Raw genomic sequence first — 20,615 nt, forward strand, 5'->3', positions numbered from 1 at the left:
TGCCGATGGAAACGCGGCTAGACGCCGCTATACGTAATCTGCTACCAATGAAAGCTTTGTCCGCTCACGTTTTTCTCTTGGGATACCCGCATGCTCGAAGCAACCGTCAAAAAGATCCTCCAAGCCCGCGTTTATGAAGCCGCTTGTGAGACACCGATTTCCCCTGCACCCTTTTTGTCGCGTCGTTTCAACAACCAGATTTTGATTAAGCGCGAAGATCTACAGCCGGTATTTTCGTTCAAGATCCGTGGCGCTTATAACAAAATGGCGCAGCTCACCCAGGCTCAAAAAGATAAAGGTGTCATTGCCGCCTCCGCCGGTAACCACGCCCAAGGGCTGGCCATGGCCGCCAAGCTGATGGGGGTCAAAGCCGTCATTGTGATGCCGCGCATAACCCCCGATATCAAGGTGCAGGCGGTGCGTGCCCGGGGCGCCAAGGTCGTCCTCAAAGGGGATGCCTTCGCCGCTGCCGTCGAGCATGCACAAGAGCTGATCAAAGAGCATGGCTACACCTATATTCCGCCGTTTGACGATATCGATGTGGTGGCCGGTCAAGGCACCATCGGCGTGGAAATTCTGCGCCAACACGCTGGGCGTTTAGATGCCATCTTCGTGCCGGTTGGTGGTGGTGGGTTGATCGCCGGTGTCGCGGCTTATGTGAAGTACCTACGCCCGGATATCAAAGTGATCGGTGTGGAAGCCGAAGACAGTGCCTGCCTAAAAGCCGCATTGGAGGCGGGTGAGCGTGTGGTGCTCGACCAAGTGGGCGTATTTGCCGAAGGCGTTGCGGTGGCGCAAATCGGCGAGGTGCCGTTTTCGTTGATCAAAGATCTGATCGACGGCGTTATCACCGTTAATACCGATGAAATGTGTGCGGCGGTGAAAGATATTTTTGAAGATACCCGTGCAGTGGCAGAAACTTCTGGCGCGCTTTCGCTGGCGGGGCTGAAAAAATATATTCAGCAGACCGGTGCTGAGGGCGAAACGCTGCTGTGCATTAACTCAGGCGCCAATACCAATTTTGACCGCCTACAGCACATTGCCGAGCGCACAGAGCTAGGCGAGCAGCGTGAAGCGATCCTGGCGGTGACCATTGCCGAGAACCCCGGCAGCTTTAAAAAGTTTTGCCGCACGCTGGGCAAGCGCATGGTGACCGAGTTTAGCTATCGCTACGCTGACAGCAGCGAAGCGCATATCTATGTAGGCGTGCAGGTGAAGCCCGGCGGTGAAGATCGTCAGGCAGTAATCGACAAGCTGCGTGACGGTGGCTACCAAGTGGAAGACCTGACCGACAATGAGTTGGCGAAGTTGCATATTCGCCACCTAAGCGGCGGCCGTCCCAGCGAGCGTTTTGAAGAAGAAGTGTACCGTTTTGAGTTCCCCGAGCGCCCCGGTGCGCTGATGAACTTTTTGACGCAGTTACCCCACGACTGGAACATTTCGTTGTTTCACTATCGCAACCATGGCGCAGCCTATGGTCGCGTATTGGTGGGTATGCAAGTGCCCAACGGTGACCGTACCCATGTGGCGGAGTATTTAGATGCCATCGGCTACCGTTATTGGCGCGAAAGTGATAATCCGGCCTATCGGCTATTTATGGCTTAGCGTTGCCGCGCGGTAAGTAAAAGGTCTGCGTAAATAGTTTTGTGTAAGTAGTTGCTCACCTTAAACGTCAGAACTGCTAGTGGCTTAACGTAACTTAATCCTCAGAAATGGGGCTAAAAAATGTCGTTAAACCAGTTGTCAACGGTGGCCTAATAGCCCTATAGTCGTGAGCGAAATTAAGCAAATCTGCCACCCTTTTAAAACCGTAAAGTGTGGTGGATTTAGCACATTCGGCAACGGCAAAGGTGTTGGAGAAGCGGCATGCGGCGGAAGAAGCCTGATATGGTAATGGCGTTGATGGTGGTTTTTGCATTAGGTGTACTTGCTACCGGCTATGCGCAGGCGTTGTCGGGAAGCTAATCCCCGCAAGGTGACAAATAGCAGATGAGAGAGGCTGATCCTTTATTGGGTCGGCCTTTTTTGTAGCGGTTTATTGGCGGCGTACGCAGCCTTGGTCGCTGACGACTACCTGTAAAGGCACATCCCATGGCTCCACAGGCAGAGAAGCCACCTGTTGACAGGCATGAGCGACGCCAATCAAAGTCGGCGATGGGCCGGGGCGATGCATAAACGCTAAGCTGCGGTCGTAAAACCCGCCCCCCATGCCCATGCGGTTCGCATTAGCATCAAATCCGACTAGCGGAACAATCAGCGTTTCTAGTGCCCAAGCGGGCAGCCGATTACGCCGCTGGGCGCTGAATCGCACATCAGGCTCCCAAATCCCAAAACGGTTTTTCACCATTGGGGTGTCAGAGCGATAGGCAACAAACCACAGGTGGTTAGCGCTAAACGGACGTAAAACAGGTAGGTAAATATCGACGTTACGCTGGCGTAACCAGGGAATAAGCGGGGTAGGATCGATTTCGCCGTTGACAGGCAGATAAAGACTTAAGCGCCGTGAGCGGCGTATTTCAGGCAGGGTTTTTAATCGTTGGCACAAGCGCTCTGCCGCAAGGCGCTGCTCATGCTGAGAAAGGGCTCGGCGTTGGCGACGTAAAAAGCGGCGTAGCGCGCGCTTATCCTCTTCCGGATGCAGGCGTTCCATGCATATGTTCTCTTATGCCCTATATTTTCTCACAGCTATGTTCGGGTGTTCTCCAGAGTGCCGCTGTCATTCTGGCCCTGAACCTACTGGTTCAGGTGGGTGGCCGCAGCCAGACCGTCAGGCTTTCCGACGCACGGACATGCACACGGGCCTGGCTAGCATTTGGCCCCCTGGGTATTACGCATAGGCTCGAGGGACTATAACGACTGGCGTACACCCCAGAGAACCCCGCCATCCTAACAGAGCGACGGCTAATGCCAAAGGTCTGGGTTAAACGTTCGCCGAGTCTTTAATCGCTGACAGCACTTTCAGGTAAAGCCTAGGACGGGCGCGTTTTGGCCAATGCTCGCTCAAGGCGTTCATTTAGGCGGTGCAGGTTCTCTTCACCGGCGCGGTGTTCATCCATGGCTTCAAGAAGCTCGTGGGTGATATTGAGGGCTGCCATGATCGCCACACGCTCACTCCCCAACACGCTGCTTTGGGCATTTATACCCTGCATGGCGCGGTCTAAGTAGCGCGCGGCGCGATCAAGTTTGGCCTCTTCGCCCGTGTCGCAGGCAATGATATAGCCGCGCCCTAACAGGGTTATTTCTTTGGTTGGCCGCTTGGCGTTGCTCATCAAAGACTCCAGCACGGGCCAGCAAGGGGCCCAATGCGTTAACATCACAGCATAGGAAGATAGGTGTCGCTCACTATAAGAGAGGCGCTTGTGCGCGGTCAACGCGCGGCGAGTGCATCTCGTACCATTGACGCCACCCTATCCATCACACGCCCAGTGAATACGAGGTTATTAAATACTATGTCATTGATTGATGAGCGTCAGGACTTCTCCGATGTCGCAGATGTCTTTCTTCTCCATGGCAGAATGCAGTCACCAGCTTTTTTGGATGGTCGTTTATGTGCGCTGCTGGCACTACGCGATGTGAATGCAGAGGCTTGGTTGGACGAAGTCTGCCAGAGCCTAGGCGTTGAGCAGCCTCGCGATCAGGCAAGCGCCGAGCGGCTACTAGGCTGGCGGCGGCAAACCGTAGAGGCGCTCAGCGCTAGCGACCTGGACTATACGCCGCTGCTACCCGACGAGCTGTTCTCCCTGGGCGAGCAGGCGCAAGGGCTTAAAGAGTGGACGCTGGGCTTTATCGAAGTGGTCGATGAAGTAGCCGACAACGAGCTGCGTGAGCGCTGGTCTCAGGCGCTCCGTGAGGCGATTGATGACTTGCAGGCGCTGGGCCGTATAGATACCGATATCGACGACAGCCCCGAAAATGAAAACGATCTGTTTGCGCTTACCGAGCATGCCCGTATGGCCGCCATGTTGCTGTATACCGAGCAACACCCTGGGATGCCGCAAGTCGAACAAACCGACGCGCCCGTTCATTAATCGCCTCAGTCTGAATCTCTATGCTAGGAGCCTCTATGCGGCCCGAAATGTTACCTCGTCCCCCTGCGGTCAGCGTGGCCGAGTATCGCCACCGCCGTGACGCCTTAATGGCCCAGTTGCCACATAACGCAGCGGTGGTTCTTCCCGGTGCCGGGCTGATGACCCGTTCACGGGACAGTGAATTTGCCTTCCGTCAGAACAGCGATTTTTACTACCTGACGGGCATACGCGAACCGGATGCGCTGCTGGTGCTGCTCCCAGGGCGCGCTGAAGGTGAAAGCGTGGTGTTCTGTCAGGATCGCGACCCCACCATGGAAGCCTGGACGGGGCGCCGTTTAGGTGCCGAAGGCGTGGTCGCCGAATACGGCATTAATCAGGCGTTTGAAAACGCAGTACGCGATGAACGGCTGCTCGAATTGTTGGCAGGTCGTGAGCTAATTTATCTGCCCCTAGACAACGCCGAAGCCGTCAGTATGGCTGAAGATGCTTTGCAGGAAGCCCAGACCGGGCTTAGACGTGGCCGGCCGCCATTAAAAGGTTGGCTTGATATCAGTCCGTTGATTCACGCCATGCGGCTAATCAAAAGCGATGCTGAAATTGCCCTGCTCAGGCATGCAGCGCTGATATCTGCCCATGCTCACCGGCGCGCCATGCAGGTGTCTCGCCCCGGGTTGAGCGAGTTTCAGCTCCAGGCCGAGCTAGAGCATGAGTTTGTCTGGCATGGGGCCAGTGGCCCTGCCTACAGTACGATTGTGGGTAGCGGTGCCAACGCCTGCGTACTGCACTATATTGAAAATAGTGCACCTTTGTGTGAAGACGGCTTGGTGCTAATCGATGCGGGTGCCGAGTTTGAGTTATATGCCGGTGATATCACCCGCACATTCCCGGTGTCTGGGCGGTTTAGTGATGCCCAGCGAGCGCTCTACCAAGTGGTGCTCAACGCCCAGCAGCGCGCTGTGAGTGCCGTCCAGCCGGGTGCCACCCTTGCTGATATCCACCAGGGCGTGGTGCATGACTTAACTGCCGGGTTGATTGAGCTTGGCCTGCTGGAAGGCGAGGTTCAGGCGCGCATTGATGACGAGAGTTATCGGCGCTTTTACCTGCACTCAACGTCACACTGGTTAGGGCTGGACGTACACGATGTCGGCACCTACCGGTTGGATGAGCAAACACCTCGGCCACTGGTCGCAGGCATGGTGCTCACCGTGGAGCCAGGCCTGTATATTCCTAATGATGACGATATTCCTGACGCCTATCAGGGCATTGGTATTCGAATTGAAGACAATGTGGTCGTCACTAACGAAGGTCATGAAGTGCTGACCGCAGACGTGCCTAAGCAGATCGTCGAAATCGAAGCATTAATGGCTAAAAAATAACCAGTCATAAATGTTTGCAATGGCCTTTATGTAATTTACGTTACGAAATTATTAGTGCCTCTTTATGAAGTGGCGTCGTGGTCGGGAGAAGCCAATGCAGCAGTCTAATCAGGCGGTTAAGGGAGCGCTGACGCATGACATCGTGATTGTGGGTGGGGGCTTGGTAGGCGCCAGTTTAGGCTGCGCCCTGGCGCCGTTGATTGAGCGCTATGGCTGGCGTGTGGCGATCATTGAGTCGGCGCCTCTGGCTGTTCAGCCGCAGGAAACTACCTGGCAGCCCAGTTTTGATGCCCGGGCCAGCGCGATCGCAGAAGGTTCAGCCCAGCGCTTCCAGCAGTTGGGCGTGTGGGAAGCGATGCGCGGCGAGGCCACGCCTATCAGGCGCATTCACATCAGTGAGCGCGGCCGCTTAGGAGCGACACGGCTGAGCGCTGACGAGCTAGGCGTCGCCGCGTTGGGTCATGTCATCCCCAATGCGTGGATGGGCCGTGTGCTGCACCAACGGCTTGCTCAACTGCCGCTGGAGTGGCACTGCCCGGCGAAGGTTGAGCAACTTACCCCCGTCGCTAATGGGCATGAGCTGCAGCTCTCTGACGGTAGCCAGCTAACCGCAGGGTTAACGGTACTGGCCGATGGAGGGCGCTCTGGTCTTAAAGAGCAATTAGGCATTGGCAGCCGCCATGAGTCTTACCAGCAGACGGCGCTGATTGCACACGTGGGGGTAAGCCAGCCCCATCTTGGGGTCGCTTACGAGCGCTTTACCTCCCAAGGGCCAATGGCCCTATTGCCCCTGCCCGGCCAGGCCATGGAGCTAATCTGGACGCACCCCAGTGGCAGCGAAACAGCGCGTATGGCGCTCCCCGAGCGTGAATTTCTGCTGCAACTTCAGCGTGCTTTTGGCGACCGGGTGGGTCGCTTTACCCGCGTAGGCACCCGACACGCCTATCCGCTTTCACTGGTCACCGCTGAAGAACCGGTGCGCCCAGGGCTGGCGGTATTGGGTAACGCTGCCCACGCTTTGCACCCGGTCGCGGGGCAGGGGTTCAACTTGGCCCTGCGTGGGGTAATGGATCTGGTCGAAGCGCTGGAGCAGGGCGAGCAGGCCAAGCGGCCGTTGGGCGATATGAGTACGCTGCAAGCCTTTGAGAAGCAGCGCTCCCGAGACCGCGCCAATGTGATTCGCTTTAGCGACGGCCTGGTGCGGCTATTCGGGCTCTCCTTCCCGCTGTTGCCCCATGCCCGGGCCGCGGGGTTAATCGGCTTGAATCTGGTTGGGCCCCTGCGGCGAGGGCTGGCTCGACGCGCCATGGGCTTAGAACGTTAAGCTTATACATCCTAGGCTATGAATATGAACAAGGGAACGCTATGCATACGGACTCTTCTATTGCGAAGCCGTCGGTGGAAAGCTTTGAAGCGATTATTGTTGGCGGAGGCATGGTCGGTACTGCGCTCTGCGCGCTGTTAGCCCAGGCGGGCATGCAGGTAGCGCTTGTGGAAGCAAAGCCCGCGCCGTTAAGCCTTGAACATGCCACTAGCCAGCTGCCAGCGCCGCGGGTAAGCGCGTTAACGCCGGTCTCTCAGCGTTTGCTAACCCATTTGGGCGCTTGGCCTGCAATGCAGAAATCCCGAGTGACTCCCTACCAAGGTATGCAGGTATGGGATGCCGAAGGCAGTGGTGAAATTGCCTTTTCTGCCGACGAGGCGGGTGTCGCGGTGCTGGGCCATATTGTTGAGAACGCGGTCACGCTGGCCGCGCTCAATAGCCAGGTCGTTGGCCATCCCAATGTCACCCCATTTTTTGGCGCTCGCCTACAGGCGTTGCAGCGCACAAGCTCACCTACTTCAAAGCCAGCCTCAAGTGGCGACTGGCTGATACTTGACGATGGGCGACAGCTACATGCGCCGTTAATCATCGCCGCAGATGGTGCCCACTCGGTGCTACGCGAAATGGCCGGTATCGAGGTGGCCAGCGACGATATGCAGCAGGAGGCTGTGGTGACCACCGTTATGTGCGCCAAGTCCCATGGTGGCGCTGCTCGGCAAGCGTTTATTGACGGTCGCCCACTGGCATTTCTGCCTTTAACCGTGGAAGGGAATGACCATTACTGCTCCATCGTATGGTCGACCACGCCGGAGCACGCAGCTGAGCTTAGTGAATTGCCCAGCCAAGCGCTTGGGGAGGCGCTCGAGAGGGCGTTTGGCCATCGCCTAGGTGAGGTAACGGTCTGCGATAAGGCCCACCGGTTTCCGTTAGTGCAGCGCCATGCCCGTCACTATGTGCAGCCGCATTTCGCACTGGTGGGAGACGCTGCCCACAGCATTCATCCGCTGGCGGGCCAGGGCGTCAATTTAGGCCTTATGGATGCGGCGGTCTTGGCAGAAGAGGTGGTGCATGCTTGGCAGCGCGGTGCGCCCTGGGGAGAGTTAAGTACTTTGAGGCGCTATGAGCGCCGGCGGCGCTTTGATAACAGCGCCATGCTGGGGCTGATGAAGGGGTTTAAAGTGCTGTTCGGCAGCCACGATCCGGCGTTGACGCTGGCGCGTAACCTGGGAATGAGTGGCATGAACCAGTTGGTGCCGCTAAAGCGGGTATTGATGCGGCAGGCGACCGGGGAGCGCGGCCGCCTGCCGCTTAGCTGTCGTTAAATCAGGCGTCGTTAACGTCGCTGACGGTCGACTACATTGAGTGCTTTAAGCAGATTAAGCGCTTCGCTGAGCTGGTAATCATTAAGTAGTCGCTCGGCCATTTCCTGGCGATCCCGGGGTGCCTGCTGAGCGCTTAGGTGGCCTTCAAGATCGGATTCGCGAATTTCACGACGGCTTTCTGCCACTTCTAAACGGCCACGCACGACGTCCACATCGGGCTCAATGCCTTGGGCCTGAATGGAGCGTCCGTTGGGAGTGTAGTAGAGCGCCGTGGTGAGTTTGAGTCCTTCGCCATTACCGAGTGGCATAATCTGCTGCACTGAACCTTTACCAAAACTATCGGTGCCCATAATCACGCCACGCCGCTGATCCTGCAGCGCCCCGGCGACGATTTCCGCCGCTGACGCACTGCCGCCATTGATCAACACGACCAGCGGCACATCGGCAGCGGGCGTGGTGGGTGAGGCGGAGAACGACATTTCGGTATCCGAAAGGCGCCCCTCGGTGTACACGATCAAGCCCTCATCCAGGAACAGGTCGGCAATGCCGACGGCGGCCTGTAGCACCCCACCGGGGTTATTACGTAAATCGAGTATCAATCCTTCTAAAGGCTGCTCGTGAGCCATAAGCTCAAGCGCATCGCGCGCCTGTTCCGGGGTACGCGACTGGAACTGGCTAACACGCAGGTAGCCATAACCGGGCTCGAGCAGCTCATGTTTAACGCTTTCGCTGCGAATAACCTCGCGGGTCAAGGTAAATTCCCGCGGTGAATCTTCGCCTGAACGCAGCACGCTAATGCGTAGGTCGGTGCCCGGCTCGCCGCGCATCAGGGTGACGGCCTCTTGCAGCGACATGCTGTCGGTGGGTGTGCCATCAATGGCGACGATAACATCACGAGAAAGTAGCCCCGCGCGGGAAGCGGGTGTGTCATCGATAGGCGTAATCACCATGAGCTGGCCATTCTCGGTGCCCACCTCGATACCGATGCCGCCAAATTCGCCCTGAGTCGACTCGCGCAGACTCTGGTACTCCTCCTCATCCAAGTAGGCGGAGTGGGGGTCTAGCTCGCTTAGCATGCCGCGCATAGCGTTGCGTAGCAGCGTGCTGTCATCGACCTCCTCAACGTAGGCACGCTTAATGCGCTCGAACACCTCGGCGAAGGTCTGAATATCTTCCAGGGGTAGTTCGTAGGATGGCTCATCCCCCGCACCACTACCAGCTGGTTGGGCGAGCAGCGGTAGCGGGGCCGACAGTAAAGCAATCGGGAGCAGGGTAGCCAAGAAGCGCTTGGCGGGGGCTGATACCCCGGTAACTGATAGCGTCATGCAGACTCCGCAGGGCGATAGGTGGCGCCATAGCGCGCACCCTGTCGTGGAAAATGTTTAGTTGAAAATGAACATTGAGACATCAATAGTCATGCAGCTTATCCCGTCAGCGACGCGCAATCCAACGCTGTGGATTAATTGGTTCACCCCCGCGGCGAACTTCGAAGTAGAGCGCCGCGCGGGTTTGACCACCGCTATCACCTACGCGACCAATTTCATCACCGCGACTGACCTGCTGACCAGGCCTGACGCTAAACTGTTGCAGGTGAGCATGCAGCGTCATGATCTGGTCACCGTGGTCGATAATCAACAAGTTACCAAACCCGCGCATCCAGTCAGCGAATACCACTCGGCCAGTGTGTACGGCAGTAACCGGGGTGCCAGCGCTGGCCTGAATCACAATACCGTTATAGTGCACGCCGTCGCGATGGTGAAAATTGCTGCTGATTGAACCCTGTACCGGCCAAGGCAAATCACCTTGGGTGCTTACAATATGCGTAGTAGGCGTGGGTTCAGCAAGTTTTGCCATCTCCGCCTGGATATTACGGAGTACCCTCTCGGCCTCTTCGCGGCTCTGATTGAGGTCGGCCAGCCGCTCCTCTTCACTGCCGTAGCGGTCATCCAGGTTGGAAACAACGCCTCGCCGTTCGGTGGTGCGTTGGGCTAACAGCGCGCTTTGCTCTTCTAGCTCATCGGCCAGCGTATCGAGGCGGGCCTGTCGCTCGCTTAGCTCCTTTTGGGTATCGGCGAGCGCCGTATCGAGGCGGGCGATAGCATTTAAGCGTCGATTGCGTGCTTCAGTTAGCCGATTCATATACGCCTGCATACGATCAAGCTCGGACGGGTCGCCCTGGTTAAGCAGCAGTTTGAGCTGCGGCGTTGGGCCAAGGCGGTAAAGCGCTGAGAGCTGCTGGCCTAAGGCGGCATATTGATCGGCACGCTCGCTCTCCAGTCGGTCACGATGTTGACGGAGCTGGGTCGTTTCATCATTCAACTGGCGGCGCTCAGCTTGTAGCGTGTCTAAGCGCTGATGAGTCTCGGCTAGTTTGGTTTCGACTTCCTTGAGCTCGCGTTCGGCGTTATCGCGGGCCTCGCCAGTGGCGCTGAGGCGTTGGGCAACGGACTCGATCTCTTGGCCAATCGCATCCAATTGCCGGCGTGCCGCATTTTCATCCTGTTGGGCGAAGCCTGCTGGCGCATAACTTAGCGCCAGCAGGAGAGTTATTGCCAAATAGAGCCGATTAGACATTACTTATAATGGATCAGTGGTTTACCCGTCATTGCCTCGGGCTGCTTCTGATCCATCATGGTCAACAGCGTGGGGGCCAGGTCGCATAGTTTGCCCTCTTCAAGCGAGGCCGCACGTTCGCCGACGTAGATAAGCGGTACCACAAAGGTGGTGTGGGCGGTTTGCGGTGCGCCGGTTTTGGGATGAACCATCTGTTCGGCATTACCGTGGTCGGCGGTAATTAAGCAGGCGCCGCCTGCACGCTCGATGGCTTCAACGACACGACCCACGCAGGTATCGACGGTCTCAATGGCTTTTACCGCTGCATTGAAGTCGCCGGTGTGGCCGACCATATCGCCGTTAGCATAGTTGCAAACGATCAGGTCAAAGCTGCCGCCATCAATAGCGTCGACGAGCTTATCGGTAATCTCAAAGGCGCTCATTTCAGGCTTTTCGTCATAGGTGCGCACATCTCGAGGTGAGGGCACCAGGATGCGCTCCTCGCCTTCGTACTCGGCTTCATTTCCACCTGAAAAGAAGAAGGTCACGTGGGGGTACTTCTCTGTTTCGGCAATACGCAGCTGTTTCATGCCACGCTTGGCGACGACTTCCCCCAGGGTGTCATTGAGATCCGATGGCGGGAAGGCGGCAGGCGCAGGAATGTCAGCGGCGTACTGGGTCATCATCACCAGTCCTTTACCGGCAAGCTTGGGACATACCCGGCGCTCGAAGCCGTTGAAATCCGGCTCGGCAAAGGCGCGGGTCAGCTCCCGGGCGCGGTCGGAGCGGAAGTTAAGGAAAATCGCTGCATCGCCATCCTGCAATGTAATCGCATTTTCTTTGGAACCATCTTTGAGCGGTATGCTGCTAGCCGCCACAAATTCATCGGTTTCACCGCGCTGGTAGGCGTCACGGAGCGCAGTTTCAGCGCTGGTGGCGTAGTACTCCGCTTGGCCCTCGGTGAGCAGGCGGTAGGCTTGCTCAACCCGCTCCCAGCGGTTGTCGCGATCCATGGCGTAGAAACGGCCAATAATCGATGCCACAAAGCCATTATCAGCGCCCACCAGCTCGGCCAGGCGAGCATTGGCGCGCTCTATCGAAGCTAACGCACTCTGCGGTGGCATGTCGCGACCATCGAGGAAAGCATGGATAAAAATACGCTGGGCCCCACGGCGTGCCGCGAGTTCGGCCATGGCAATGAAGTGGTCTTCATGGCTGTGGACGCCGCCGGGGGAGAGTAGGCCAATTAAGTGTACCGGCCGACCATTGGCGACAGCTTCGTCAATTGGCTGGGTGAGGTTGTCATTAACATCCAGGTCGCCGTCTTCAATCGCCTTGCTGATACGGGTGAAGTCCTGATAAACGATACGTCCGGCACCAATATTCATATGGCCGACTTCAGAGTTGCCCATCTGGCCATCGGGTAGCCCCACGTTAAGGCCATCGGTATGAACGAAGGCGTGAGGGCGGCTTTCCCACAGTTTATCCATCGTCGGCGTATGGGCAGCGGCCACCGCATTATGGTCGCTCTCGGGGTTGTGGCCGTAGCCGTCGAGAATAATCAGCGCCACGGGGCGCGGGGTGCGAGAAGTATCCATAAAAAACCTCGTTAAGATTGGCAAGCCGAACGACTCGAAAATTCGGGGTCGCGACAGGCGCACGCTTGGGGCATCATAACGCAGGCAACTGCCAGGCGTCATGATTTAGGAGGCTGTCCGGCTTAACACTGATCTACTGCGAATCCCGGTATTTTGGCCAACTTTAGTCGATCGATTTCGTTAAATAGCGCGCTATTCGCCTCAATCGATCGATAAATTTGGATCAAAATCCGTGCTTCTCGCGACGATCAGCCAAGCCGGACAGCCTCCTGGCCTGCGCGGGAAGCTATCTGACGTGTATACTTGTCGCGTTTTGGCAGCGGTTAGGCCGCTTTTTTCTGCATAGACCAAGAGATTGTGTTCGCGATGATCGATCAGGTGTTCGAATTCGTACAGAACCACCCCCTGCTAGTTGGGGCATTTTTGCTGGTGCTGATAGCGTGGATTATTTATGAAACGCGCAGCGCCTCCACAAATGCACTGACCGCCTCGCAGGCCACTCAGCTTATCAACCGCGAAGACGCGGTGGTGCTGGATATCCGTGAAAACAAAGACTTCAAAGCCGGGCATATCGCGGGGGCGCGCAACATCCCGCAGAGCAACCTCGATAGCCGCATGAGCGAACTGGATAAAGTGAAAGCCCAGCCGATCATCGTGGTATGCAAGCACGGTCAGAGTTCTGGCGCCGCACAGGCCAAGCTCACCAAAGCAGGCTTTGAGCGCGCTTACAAGTTGAGAGGCGGTATGGCGCAGTGGCAAGGCGACGGCCTTCCGGTGGTTAAAAAGTAACCAACGCTACCTTTATTTAATCAACAATTAGGAGTTTTCTCATGGCGGAAGATAACAACACACCGCAGGCGGGCGCCGCGGCAGACGAAAAACCGCAGCTCAAATTCTCGCTGCAGCGTATTTATGTAAAAGATATTTCCTTTGAAGCGCCCAATTCGCCCTCGGTGTTCAAGCAGGCGTTCAAACCCAAGGTGAACCTGGATCTTAATACAACCAGCACTAAAATTGCTGATGACCAGTATGAAGTGGTGGTCAAAGTCACTGCCCAGGTGAACGACAACGAAACCGGTACCACCTCTTTCCTAGCGGAAGTGGAGCAGGCGGGCCTTTTCCGTATTGCCGGTATTGAAGGTGCGCAGTTGGATCAAACGCTAGGTGCCTTCTGCCCTAACCTGCTGTTCCCCTATGCCCGCGAGTGCGTGGATAACCTGGTCAACCGTGGTGGTTTCCCGCCGCTGATGCTGGCACCGGTTAACTTCGAAGCGATGTACGCCCAGCGTAAGCAGCGCGAAGCACAGCAGGCTCAGAAAGCAGAAGAGAATACCCACTAAGCGATGTCGTCAGAAACGCACGCCGCTGATTGGTATGCTCGGCATGGCAAAATGCCACGACTCTATGTGCCTGCTGCTTTCGTAGCAGGCAGTGACGTCGTACTGCCTGACGGCCCGGCGCGCCATATCACCCGCGTATTGCGCATGGGTGAAGGCGCGCCGCTGGTGCTATTTGATGGCCAAGGTCTTGAGGCGGGGGTGCGTTTGGCAGACGTTAGCCGCAAGCAGACGCTAGCGCGGGTCGAAGCTGTATGGTCGGGCAGTGGTGAATCGCCGCTGTCGGTTCATCTAGGCCAGGCCATCTCTAAAGGCGACCGAATGGATTACGCCATTCAGAAGGCCGTCGAGCTGGGCGTTGCGGCGATTACTCCGCTCTATACCGAGCGCGGTGACGTTCGCTTAAAGGGCGACCGCGAAGATAAAAAGCTCGCCCACTGGCAGGCAGTGGCTGCTAGCGCCTGCGAGCAGAGTGGTCGTGCGGTGGTGCCCCAAGTGCATTCACCGATGCCGTTATCAGCATGGCTTGCAGAACGTCAGGAGCCGCTGCGCTTGATGCTGCATCTAGCGACCGGCAATGCGTTCGATCGCCAAGACCGCCCGGCGTCGGTAGCGCTGCTTATCGGCCCTGAAGGCGGTTTAAGCGAGAATGATATTGCCGCTGCCCAAACCGCTGGCTTTACGCCGCTGACTCTCGGCCCACGGGTGTTGCGTACAGAGACGGCTCCTGTTGTGGCACTTTCGCTGCTGCAGCACTACTTTGGCGATTTGTAAGTACTTACTATTAGTGAAAGCCATCTATCATCAAGCGTGGCTGTTTTTTTTCACTCTTATCCTGCCGCGCTTTGCCTTATCTATCTTAGGCACCATAATGTTTATCTATTTCTTTAAGGACGACACCCATGGTGCGTGAGTCACACTCATCCCCCCGATCCGCCAGCGATGCAGCCGCCCAGTTGGGAGAGGTGGCGTACCTAACGGTCACGGCCGTCAATAACATCGGCGCGTTTCTACAATGGGGGCAGCCGAAAGATGTGTTGCTGCCGTTTAGTGAGCAGCAGTTCCGCCCTGATCCCGGTAAACGGGTACTGGTCATGCTGTATAGCGACGATCAGGGGCGGCCAGTGGCGTCGATGAAGCTGGATCGTTTTTTGACCGATGACGCCTGGGCCATGGAAAAGGGTGACGAAGTCGCCGTCGTGGTGGCGGAGCGTACTGATCTGGGTATGAAGGTGGTGGTGAATCACCGTTACTGGGGGCTTATTTATCAGGACGACGTCACTCAGCCATTGCGCCGTGGTCAATCAGTCAAGGGCTACGTGAAGCAGCGTCGTGAAGATGGTCGCCTAAATATCTCGCTGCTACCGCCAGGTGCTGCTCGTTTAGATGTGGTAGGCGATAAGATACTGCAGGCATTGCGTGAAAGCGGCGGCTATTTGGCGCTGGGGGATAAAAGCCCTGCCCATGAAGTTAAAGCACGCTTAGGGGTAAGTAAAAGCGCCTATAAACAGGCCATTGGACGGCTTTATAAGCAGCAGTTAATCACCCTGGAGCCTGACGCTATTCGCTTAGTACCTGGTGCGCTCAGCGAGTAGTGAGCTAGGGCAGTTGGAGCCTAGCGGGCAGTGCGGCATACTGGGCCTCTATTGTTCATGTTTGGATAGTGCCCCCGATGAGCCAATCAAATCTGCAGCTCGGCGTTGTGATGGATCCCATCAGCGACATCGCTTACAAGAAAGACACCACCATGGCCATGCTATGGGCCGCCCAGGATCGCGGCTACACCCTGCATTATATGGAGCAGGAGGATCTTTTCTTGAATGCAGGGCAAGCCTACGCACGTATGCGGCCGTTAACAGTGCATCGTGATCCGAACCACTGGTACGACCTGGGCGAGCCCTCTGCGCGTCCACTGGTTGAGCTGGATGTGGTGTTGATGCGTAAAGATCCGCCCGTCGACGCTGACTTTACTAACGCTGTACATTTGCTGGGCTTTGCTGAGCGTGAAGGTGTGCTGGTGGTTAACCCCACGGCAGCGCTGTTGCAGTGTAATGAAAAGCTGTTTGCGCAACAGTTCCCTCAGTGCTGCGCGCCGACGCTTGTGGCCAGCCGCGACGATGTACTGCGCGCTTTCCATGCGGAGCACGGCGATGTCATCTTCAAGCCGCTGGATGGCATGGGCGGCACCGGCATTTTTCATATTGGCCCGGAAGGCCGTAATATCGGCGCGGTCATTGAGCAGCTTACCTTGCGCGGGCAGCGGCAAATTATGGCCCAGCGCTACCTGCCGGAAATTAAGAATGGCGATACGCGTATTTTGTTGGTCGATGGTGAGCCCGTTCCTTTTGGACTGGCGCGTATACCCTCTGCGGGCGAGACTCGTGGCAATCTAGCTGCCGGTGGGCGGGGCGTGAGTCGCGAGCTCACTGATCGTGATCGCTGGCTAATTCAGCAGGTACAGCCCATGATTCGTGATAAAGGCTTAATGTTTGTCGGCCTCGATGTCATCGGTGACTATATTACTGAAATCAACGTTACCAGCCCCACCTGTGTGCGTGAAATTGATGATCAGCGGGGCACTAATATTGCCGGTTTACTGCTGGATGCCATTGAGCGCCGCTTAGCCTAAGCACGGCTTCACTCTTATAATGACACTTATTACGCTATGCCTGCTGGATGCCAGCAGGCAGTGGGAGACGCATGCAAAGTTTGAAACATCACTTTCTAATGGCTATGCCGCATTTAGAAGATCCTAATTTTGCCGGTAGTCTGATCTATCTTTGCGATCACGATAACAACGGCTGCATGGGGGTGATCACTAACCGACCGTTAGAGATCACGCTTGAGGCGCTGTTTGATCAGCTGGAATTAGGCGGTGAAGCGAGTCCACACCGTAACGCGCCGGTTTATTACGGCGGGCCGATGCATAAAGACCGTGGCTTCATTCTGCATGTTGGCGATAGCCAGCAGTGGGACTCGAGTATTCAGGTGGAGGATGGCATTGCGCTGACCACCTCGTTGGATATTCTCCAGGCCTTTGCCGCTGGCGAGGGGCCAGAGCACTTTTTAGTCTGCTTAGGCTGCGCGGGCTGGGAAGTTGGGCAGTTGGAAGAGGAACTGAAGGAGAACAGCTGGCTAACGGTTGAAGCCGAGAGCAGCGTGCTCTTCAACACACCACCCGTTGAGCGCTTAACCGCGGCGGCAGGTTTACTGGGTATTGATCTGAACCTGATGACCCGAGACGCGGGGCACGCCTGATGGCCGAAGCGGGGCAGCGGTTAATCCTGGCCTTTGACTACGGCACTCGGCGTATCGGTGTGGCGGTGGGCAACGAACTGCTGCGCAGTGCGCGTGAGCTCACTCCGCTGACGGCAAGGGATGGGATTCCCGATTGGAATGTCGTGTCACGGCTGCTTAACGAGTGGCAGCCGGATCTGTTAGTGGTGGGCCTGCCGCTTAATATGGACGGCAGCGAGTCAGATATGAGCACCCGCGCTCGCAAGTTCGGAAATCGTTTGCATGGTCGTTTTGGTAAACCGTGTGAAATGGTCGATGAGCGTGGCACCACGCGGGAAGCCAAGCTAATCGCTCGTGAGGCGGGCCATAAAGGCAACTATCGTCAAGACAGTGTCGATGGCATCGCGGCCATTCTTATTCTTGAGGGCTGGTTCGCCCACCAGGAAGGCTTACCTGGCGGACGCCTCTCTTTATAATTCCTGTCTTGAAATTCCTACCCTTAAGCTTTTGCGCTTTATCGATCCAACGTGCCCGTTTGGGTGGGTACGTACCAGCGCACGGGGCGTAGCTCTTTTTCGATTAGCTCATCGACTTGGAGCAGTGTCGCGAAAATCGCCATTCGCATGGGGATGCCGTTATCGGTTTGGCGGAAAATCGCCAGACGCGGGTCGCCGTTAAGGTCGACGTTTAAATCATTCGCGCCGGGGCGGCTATCCCTGGGCAGCGGGTGCATCACAATGGTGCTTTGGCTGCAGCGGTGATCGAGAAAATCGCGGTTAACCATAAAGTCGTCAGAGAGCTCCTGAAAGCTCTCATTCATCTCGTCGGTAAAGCGCTCCTTCTGAATCCGCGTGGTGTACACCACATCTAAATCGGCAAAATCACTAGCGAGTGAATCGCGCTGCTCAATGCGGTGGCCGCGAGAGGCTACTAAGTCAATCAGTTTGGAAGGCATCTCAAGACCCGGCGGCGACACCAGGGTAATGCGCAGCGGGTCATAGAGTGATAAAAGCTTAATCAGTGAATGAACGGTACGGCCATACTTCAAGTCGCCGGTAAGTAAGATATGCGCACCGGTCAGTGATTTGCCCAGGCGCTGGAACTCTTTATCAATCGTATAAAGGTCAAGTAGCGCTTGGCTGGGGTGCTCACCGGGGCCGTCGCCGCCATTAATCACCGGTACATTCGTCGCCGCAGCAAACTCAGCCACCGAGCCCTGGTCGGGGTGGCGCATTACAATGGCGTCGCAGTAGCCACTCATTACTCGGCTGGTGTCGTATAGTGACTCCCCCTTCGCCATAGAGGAGAAGGTGAAGCCCGTGGTGTCGCAAACGCTGCCACCTAAACGACAAAAGGCAGCATTGAAGCTTACCCGAGTACGGGTGCTGGCTTCAAAAAACAGGTTGCCGAGTACCGCCCCTTCCAACACGCGTGTCACCTGGCGCTGCTGAGCGATTGGCTCCATGCGTGCAGCCACACGCAGTAAATGATCAACGCTTTCGCGGTTTAATGAGTCGACAGTTAGCAGGTGGTGGCTCATGGCGGACCTCAGTAAGGTGGTAGATAGCGCTAGTGTAACCGCCAATAAGGGTAGTGCCGAAGGGCTTTCATTCGCTCATGGCGACCAATCTGTAATTTTTCTACAAAACCGCTTGCCAACTCGGCAACGAAACCGTAAAGTACGCATCCGCTGCCGGGGACGCCAAGCGTCACCAGCGGTGAATGAAGTGTAAAAGCTTCGGTTTGTCAGGTAGTTAGTGCTTTTACGAAAGCCAGCGGTTTTGGATGTGGTCAGGTTTGCATCGAAAACAACGCCCTTGACAAACACCAGGAAATGCGTAGAATGCGCCTTCCTCGCTGAGGCAAGCCAAGTCAACGGCAGCCCGGTTGCTTTCATAGCAATCTAACAGCGAAACAGCTCTTTAACAATTTGATCAGGTAATTCATGTGGGCGCTTGCTGATGTTGGTGACAAATCACCCAATATCAAGGCAAGCGACTCAAGCAATAAGGTTTTAAAGGATTCGTCCTTTGGAATCTGTTTTGAATGAATTCGTTTGAACCTTGAGCCAAGTTTGGTTCGCTTCTGTCGCTTTAGGGTGGCAGGTAAGAACCGCATAGATCTTAAACTGAAGAGTTTGATCATGGCTCAGATTGAACGCTGGCGGCAGGCCTAACACATGCAAGTCGAGCGGTAACAGATCTAGCTTGCTAGATGCTGACGAGCGGCGGACGGGTGAGTAATGCATAGGAATCTGCCCGGTAGTGGGGGATAACCTGGGGAAACCCAGGCTAATACCGCATACGTCCTACGGGAGAAAGGGGGCTCCGGCTCCCGCTATTGGATGAGCCTATGTCGGATTAGCTAGTTGGTGAGGTAATGGCTCACCAAGGCAACGATCCGTAGCTGGTCTGAGAGGATGATCAGCCACATCGGGACTGAGACACGGCCCGAACTCCTACGGGAGGCAGCAGTGGGGAATATTGGACAATGGGGGGAACCCTGATCCAGCCATGCCGCGTGTGTGAAGAAGGCCCTCGGGTTGTAAAGCACTTTCAGCGAGGAAGAACGCCTAGTGGTTAATACCCATTAGGAAAGACATCACTCGCAGAAGAAGCACCGGCTAACTCCGTGCCAGCAGCCGCGGTAATACGGAGGGTGCAAGCGTTAATCGGAATTACTGGGCGTAAAGCGCGCGTAGGTGGCTTGATAAGCCGGTTGTGAAAGCCCCGGGCTCAACCTGGGAACGGCATCCGGAACTGTCAGGCTAGAGTGCAGGAGAGGAAGGTAGAATTCCCGGTGTAGCGGTGAAATGCGTAGAGATCGGGAGGAATACCAGTGGCGAAGGCGGCCTTCTGGACTGACACTGACACTGAGGTGCGAAAGCGTGGGTAGCAAACAGGATTAGATACCCTGGTAGTCCACGCCGTAAACGATGTCGACCAGCCGTTGGGTGCCTAGAGCACTTTGTGGCGAAGTTAACGCGATAAGTCGACCGCCTGGGGAGTACGGCCGCAAGGTTAAAACTCAAATGAATTGACGGGGGCCCGCACAAGCGGTGGAGCATGTGGTTTAATTCGATGCAACGCGAAGAACCTTACCTACCCTTGACATCTACAGAAGCCGGAAGAGATTCTGGTGTGCCTTCGGGAACTGTAAGACAGGTGCTGCATGGCTGTCGTCAGCTCGTGTTGTGAAATGTTGGGTTAAGTCCCGTAACGAGCGCAACCCTTGTCCTTATTTGCCAGCGAGTAATGTCGGGAACTCTAAGGAGACTGCCGGTGACAAACCGGAGGAAGGTGGGGACGACGTCAAGTCATCATGGCCCTTACGGGTAGGGCTACACACGTGCTACAATGGCCGGTACAAAGGGCTGCGAGCTCGCGAGAGTCAGCGAATCCCTTTAAAGCCGGTCTCAGTCCGGATCGGAGTCTGCAACTCGACTCCGTGAAGTCGGAATCGCTAGTAATCGTGAATCAGAATGTCACGGTGAATACGTTCCCGGGCCTTGTACACACCGCCCGTCACACCATGGGAGTGGACTGCACCAGAAGTGGTTAGCCTAACGCAAGAGGGCGATCACCACGGTGTGGTTCATGACTGGGGTGAAGTCGTAACAAGGTAGCCGTAGGGGAACCTGCGGCTGGATCACCTCCTTAAACGATGCGTCACAGTCGGTAAGCGTCCACAATGAATTACCTGATCAGATAGCTGTTGTATGAGCAGTGATAAGCGAATGCTTTTCTAGCTTAGAAAAAGAAAAAGGTCTTCTTTTTTTAAAGTGAAAAAACGCTTATCACTGCTTATAGCAGTCGCTCTTTAACAATGTATATCATGCTG

General features: G+C 56.1%; 18 protein-coding genes, 1 rRNA gene and 1 other RNA gene. 13 read left to right on the top strand and 7 right to left on the bottom strand.

Going from position 1 to position 20,615, the window contains the following annotated elements; genetic code table 11:
* Positions 1-90: 90 nt before the first annotated feature.
* A complete protein-coding gene (ilvA, locus tag KF947_RS11720; protein WP_133733107.1) occupies positions 91-1,605 on the top strand; it encodes a threonine ammonia-lyase, biosynthetic in 1,515 nt (504 codons plus the stop codon).
* 430 nt (positions 1,606-2,035) lie between these two features.
* Here the strand turns inward: ilvA and KF947_RS11725 are convergent, their stop codons facing one another.
* The 3 genes from KF947_RS11725 to KF947_RS11735 form a co-directional block, all read right to left on the bottom strand.
* Complete coding sequence (locus KF947_RS11725; RefSeq protein ID WP_227404052.1) at positions 2,036-2,650, bottom strand: 5-formyltetrahydrofolate cyclo-ligase; 615 nt, start codon at positions 2,648-2,650, stop codon at positions 2,036-2,038.
* A 45-nt stretch (positions 2,651-2,695) separates the two neighbouring features.
* Positions 2,696-2,878: non-coding RNA, 6S RNA (gene ssrS / locus KF947_RS11730), on the bottom strand.
* A gap of 91 nt (positions 2,879-2,969) precedes the next feature.
* Positions 2,970-3,269, bottom strand: coding sequence for a cell division protein ZapA (locus KF947_RS11735; protein ID WP_071694902.1), 300 nt, complete (start codon positions 3,267-3,269; stop codon positions 2,970-2,972).
* Positions 3,270-3,449: 180 nt separating this feature from the next.
* Here KF947_RS11735 and KF947_RS11740 point away from each other — a divergent pair, with 180 nt between their 5' ends.
* From KF947_RS11740 to KF947_RS11755, 4 genes are all read left to right on the top strand, one after another.
* Positions 3,450-4,028: a UPF0149 family protein gene (locus KF947_RS11740; protein WP_227404053.1), complete on the top strand. Its 579-nt coding sequence runs from the start codon at positions 3,450-3,452 to the stop codon at positions 4,026-4,028.
* Between the two features lie 35 nt (positions 4,029-4,063).
* Positions 4,064-5,404, top strand: coding sequence for a Xaa-Pro aminopeptidase (gene pepP, locus KF947_RS11745; RefSeq protein ID WP_227404054.1), 1,341 nt, complete (start codon positions 4,064-4,066; stop codon positions 5,402-5,404).
* 94 nt (positions 5,405-5,498) lie between these two features.
* Positions 5,499-6,728 (top strand): 2-octaprenyl-6-methoxyphenyl hydroxylase, encoded by a 1,230-nt coding sequence (gene ubiH, locus KF947_RS11750; protein WP_227404055.1) that lies wholly within the window; start codon positions 5,499-5,501, stop codon positions 6,726-6,728.
* Between the two features lie 41 nt (positions 6,729-6,769).
* Positions 6,770-8,050 (top strand): UbiH/UbiF/VisC/COQ6 family ubiquinone biosynthesis hydroxylase, encoded by a 1,281-nt coding sequence (locus KF947_RS11755; RefSeq protein ID WP_227404056.1) that lies wholly within the window; start codon positions 6,770-6,772, stop codon positions 8,048-8,050.
* 11 nt (positions 8,051-8,061) lie between these two features.
* Here KF947_RS11755 and KF947_RS11760 read toward each other — a convergent pair whose 3' ends face one another.
* From KF947_RS11760 to gpmI, 3 genes are all read right to left on the bottom strand, one after another.
* On the bottom strand, positions 8,062-9,375 hold the full coding sequence (locus tag KF947_RS11760) for a S41 family peptidase (RefSeq protein ID WP_227404057.1): 1,314 nt from the start codon (positions 9,373-9,375) through the stop codon (positions 8,062-8,064).
* A gap of 106 nt (positions 9,376-9,481) precedes the next feature.
* Positions 9,482-10,624, bottom strand: a complete 1,143-nt coding sequence (locus KF947_RS11765; protein WP_227404058.1) for a murein hydrolase activator EnvC family protein — start codon at positions 10,622-10,624, stop codon at positions 9,482-9,484.
* A complete protein-coding gene (gene gpmI, locus KF947_RS11770; protein WP_227404059.1) occupies positions 10,624-12,201 on the bottom strand; it encodes a 2,3-bisphosphoglycerate-independent phosphoglycerate mutase in 1,578 nt (525 codons plus the stop codon). Before gpmI ends, KF947_RS11765 begins: the two co-directional genes overlap by 1 nt.
* Positions 12,202-12,567: 366 nt before the next feature.
* On the opposite strand from gpmI, the gene KF947_RS11775 reads away from it, so the two are divergent.
* The 7 genes from KF947_RS11775 (at position 12,568) to ruvX (ending at position 17,251) form a co-directional block, all read left to right on the top strand.
* Entirely contained in the window at positions 12,568-12,990 is a 423-nt protein-coding gene (locus tag KF947_RS11775) for a rhodanese-like domain-containing protein (protein WP_022521003.1), read from the top strand.
* Positions 12,991-13,031: 41 nt separating this feature from the next.
* Positions 13,032-13,541 (top strand): protein-export chaperone SecB, encoded by a 510-nt coding sequence (secB, locus tag KF947_RS11780; RefSeq protein WP_133733098.1) that lies wholly within the window; start codon positions 13,032-13,034, stop codon positions 13,539-13,541.
* A gap of 3 nt (positions 13,542-13,544) precedes the next feature.
* A complete protein-coding gene (locus KF947_RS11785) occupies positions 13,545-14,312 on the top strand; it encodes a 16S rRNA (uracil(1498)-N(3))-methyltransferase (RefSeq protein WP_227404060.1) in 768 nt (255 codons plus the stop codon).
* Positions 14,313-14,440: 128 nt separating this feature from the next.
* Positions 14,441-15,133: a S1 RNA-binding domain-containing protein gene (locus tag KF947_RS11790; protein WP_133733096.1), complete on the top strand. Its 693-nt coding sequence runs from the start codon at positions 14,441-14,443 to the stop codon at positions 15,131-15,133.
* A 77-nt stretch (positions 15,134-15,210) separates the two neighbouring features.
* Positions 15,211-16,167 (top strand): glutathione synthase, encoded by a 957-nt coding sequence (gene gshB / locus KF947_RS11795; RefSeq protein WP_223289097.1) that lies wholly within the window; start codon positions 15,211-15,213, stop codon positions 16,165-16,167.
* 71 nt (positions 16,168-16,238) lie between these two features.
* The gene (locus KF947_RS11800) at positions 16,239-16,796 is read left to right on the top strand and encodes a YqgE/AlgH family protein (RefSeq protein ID WP_133733094.1); all 558 of its coding nucleotides are present in this window, start codon (positions 16,239-16,241) and stop codon (positions 16,794-16,796) included.
* Complete coding sequence (gene ruvX, locus KF947_RS11805; RefSeq protein ID WP_022520995.1) at positions 16,796-17,251, top strand: Holliday junction resolvase RuvX; 456 nt, start codon at positions 16,796-16,798, stop codon at positions 17,249-17,251. The genes KF947_RS11800 and ruvX overlap by 1 nt, the downstream gene beginning before the upstream one ends.
* Positions 17,252-17,289: 38 nt before the next feature.
* Here ruvX and pyrB read toward each other — a convergent pair whose 3' ends face one another.
* Entirely contained in the window at positions 17,290-18,315 is a 1,026-nt protein-coding gene (gene pyrB / locus KF947_RS11810) for an aspartate carbamoyltransferase (protein ID WP_227404061.1), read from the bottom strand.
* 585 nt (positions 18,316-18,900) lie between these two features.
* Here pyrB and KF947_RS11815 point away from each other — a divergent pair.
* A 16S ribosomal RNA gene (locus tag KF947_RS11815) occupies positions 18,901-20,434 on the top strand.
* The last annotated feature ends 181 nt before the right edge of the window (positions 20,435-20,615 follow it).

The sequence above is a fragment of the Halomonas sp. FeN2 genome (assembly GCF_020595105.1).
In the GTDB taxonomy this organism is placed as follows: Bacteria; Pseudomonadota; Gammaproteobacteria; order Pseudomonadales; family Halomonadaceae; genus Vreelandella; species Vreelandella neptunia.

Bases quoted from the DNA above. Each gene is read 5' to 3' on its own strand.
- KF947_RS11740 (WP_227404053.1), top strand. From the start codon at position 3,450: ATGTCATTGATTGATGAGCGTCAGGACTTCTCCGATGTCGCAGATGTC.
- pepP (WP_227404054.1), top strand. From the start codon at position 4,064: ATGCGGCCCGAAATGTTACCTCGTCCCCCTGCGGTCAGCGTGGCCGAG.
- gshB (WP_223289097.1), top strand. From the start codon at position 15,211: ATGAGCCAATCAAATCTGCAGCTCGGCGTTGTGATGGATCCCATCAGC.
- KF947_RS11775 (WP_022521003.1), top strand. From the start codon at position 12,568: ATGATCGATCAGGTGTTCGAATTCGTACAGAACCACCCCCTGCTAGTT.
- gpmI (WP_227404059.1), bottom strand. From the start codon at position 12,201: ATGGATACTTCTCGCACCCCGCGCCCCGTGGCGCTGATTATTCTCGAC.
- KF947_RS11725 (WP_227404052.1), bottom strand. From the start codon at position 2,650: ATGGAACGCCTGCATCCGGAAGAGGATAAGCGCGCGCTACGCCGCTTT.
- ubiH (WP_227404055.1), top strand. From the start codon at position 5,499: ATGCAGCAGTCTAATCAGGCGGTTAAGGGAGCGCTGACGCATGACATC.
- pyrB (WP_227404061.1), bottom strand. From the start codon at position 18,315: ATGAGCCACCACCTGCTAACTGTCGACTCATTAAACCGCGAAAGCGTT.
- KF947_RS11800 (WP_133733094.1), top strand. From the start codon at position 16,239: ATGCAAAGTTTGAAACATCACTTTCTAATGGCTATGCCGCATTTAGAA.
- KF947_RS11735 (WP_071694902.1), bottom strand. From the start codon at position 3,269: ATGAGCAACGCCAAGCGGCCAACCAAAGAAATAACCCTGTTAGGGCGC.
- KF947_RS11755 (WP_227404056.1), top strand. From the start codon at position 6,770: ATGCATACGGACTCTTCTATTGCGAAGCCGTCGGTGGAAAGCTTTGAA.
- KF947_RS11790 (WP_133733096.1), top strand. From the start codon at position 14,441: ATGGTGCGTGAGTCACACTCATCCCCCCGATCCGCCAGCGATGCAGCC.
- KF947_RS11785 (WP_227404060.1), top strand. From the start codon at position 13,545: ATGTCGTCAGAAACGCACGCCGCTGATTGGTATGCTCGGCATGGCAAA.
- secB (WP_133733098.1), top strand. From the start codon at position 13,032: ATGGCGGAAGATAACAACACACCGCAGGCGGGCGCCGCGGCAGACGAA.
- ilvA (WP_133733107.1), top strand. From the start codon at position 91: ATGCTCGAAGCAACCGTCAAAAAGATCCTCCAAGCCCGCGTTTATGAA.
- ruvX (WP_022520995.1), top strand. From the start codon at position 16,796: ATGGCCGAAGCGGGGCAGCGGTTAATCCTGGCCTTTGACTACGGCACT.
- KF947_RS11765 (WP_227404058.1), bottom strand. From the start codon at position 10,624: ATGTCTAATCGGCTCTATTTGGCAATAACTCTCCTGCTGGCGCTAAGT.
- KF947_RS11760 (WP_227404057.1), bottom strand. From the start codon at position 9,375: ATGACGCTATCAGTTACCGGGGTATCAGCCCCCGCCAAGCGCTTCTTG.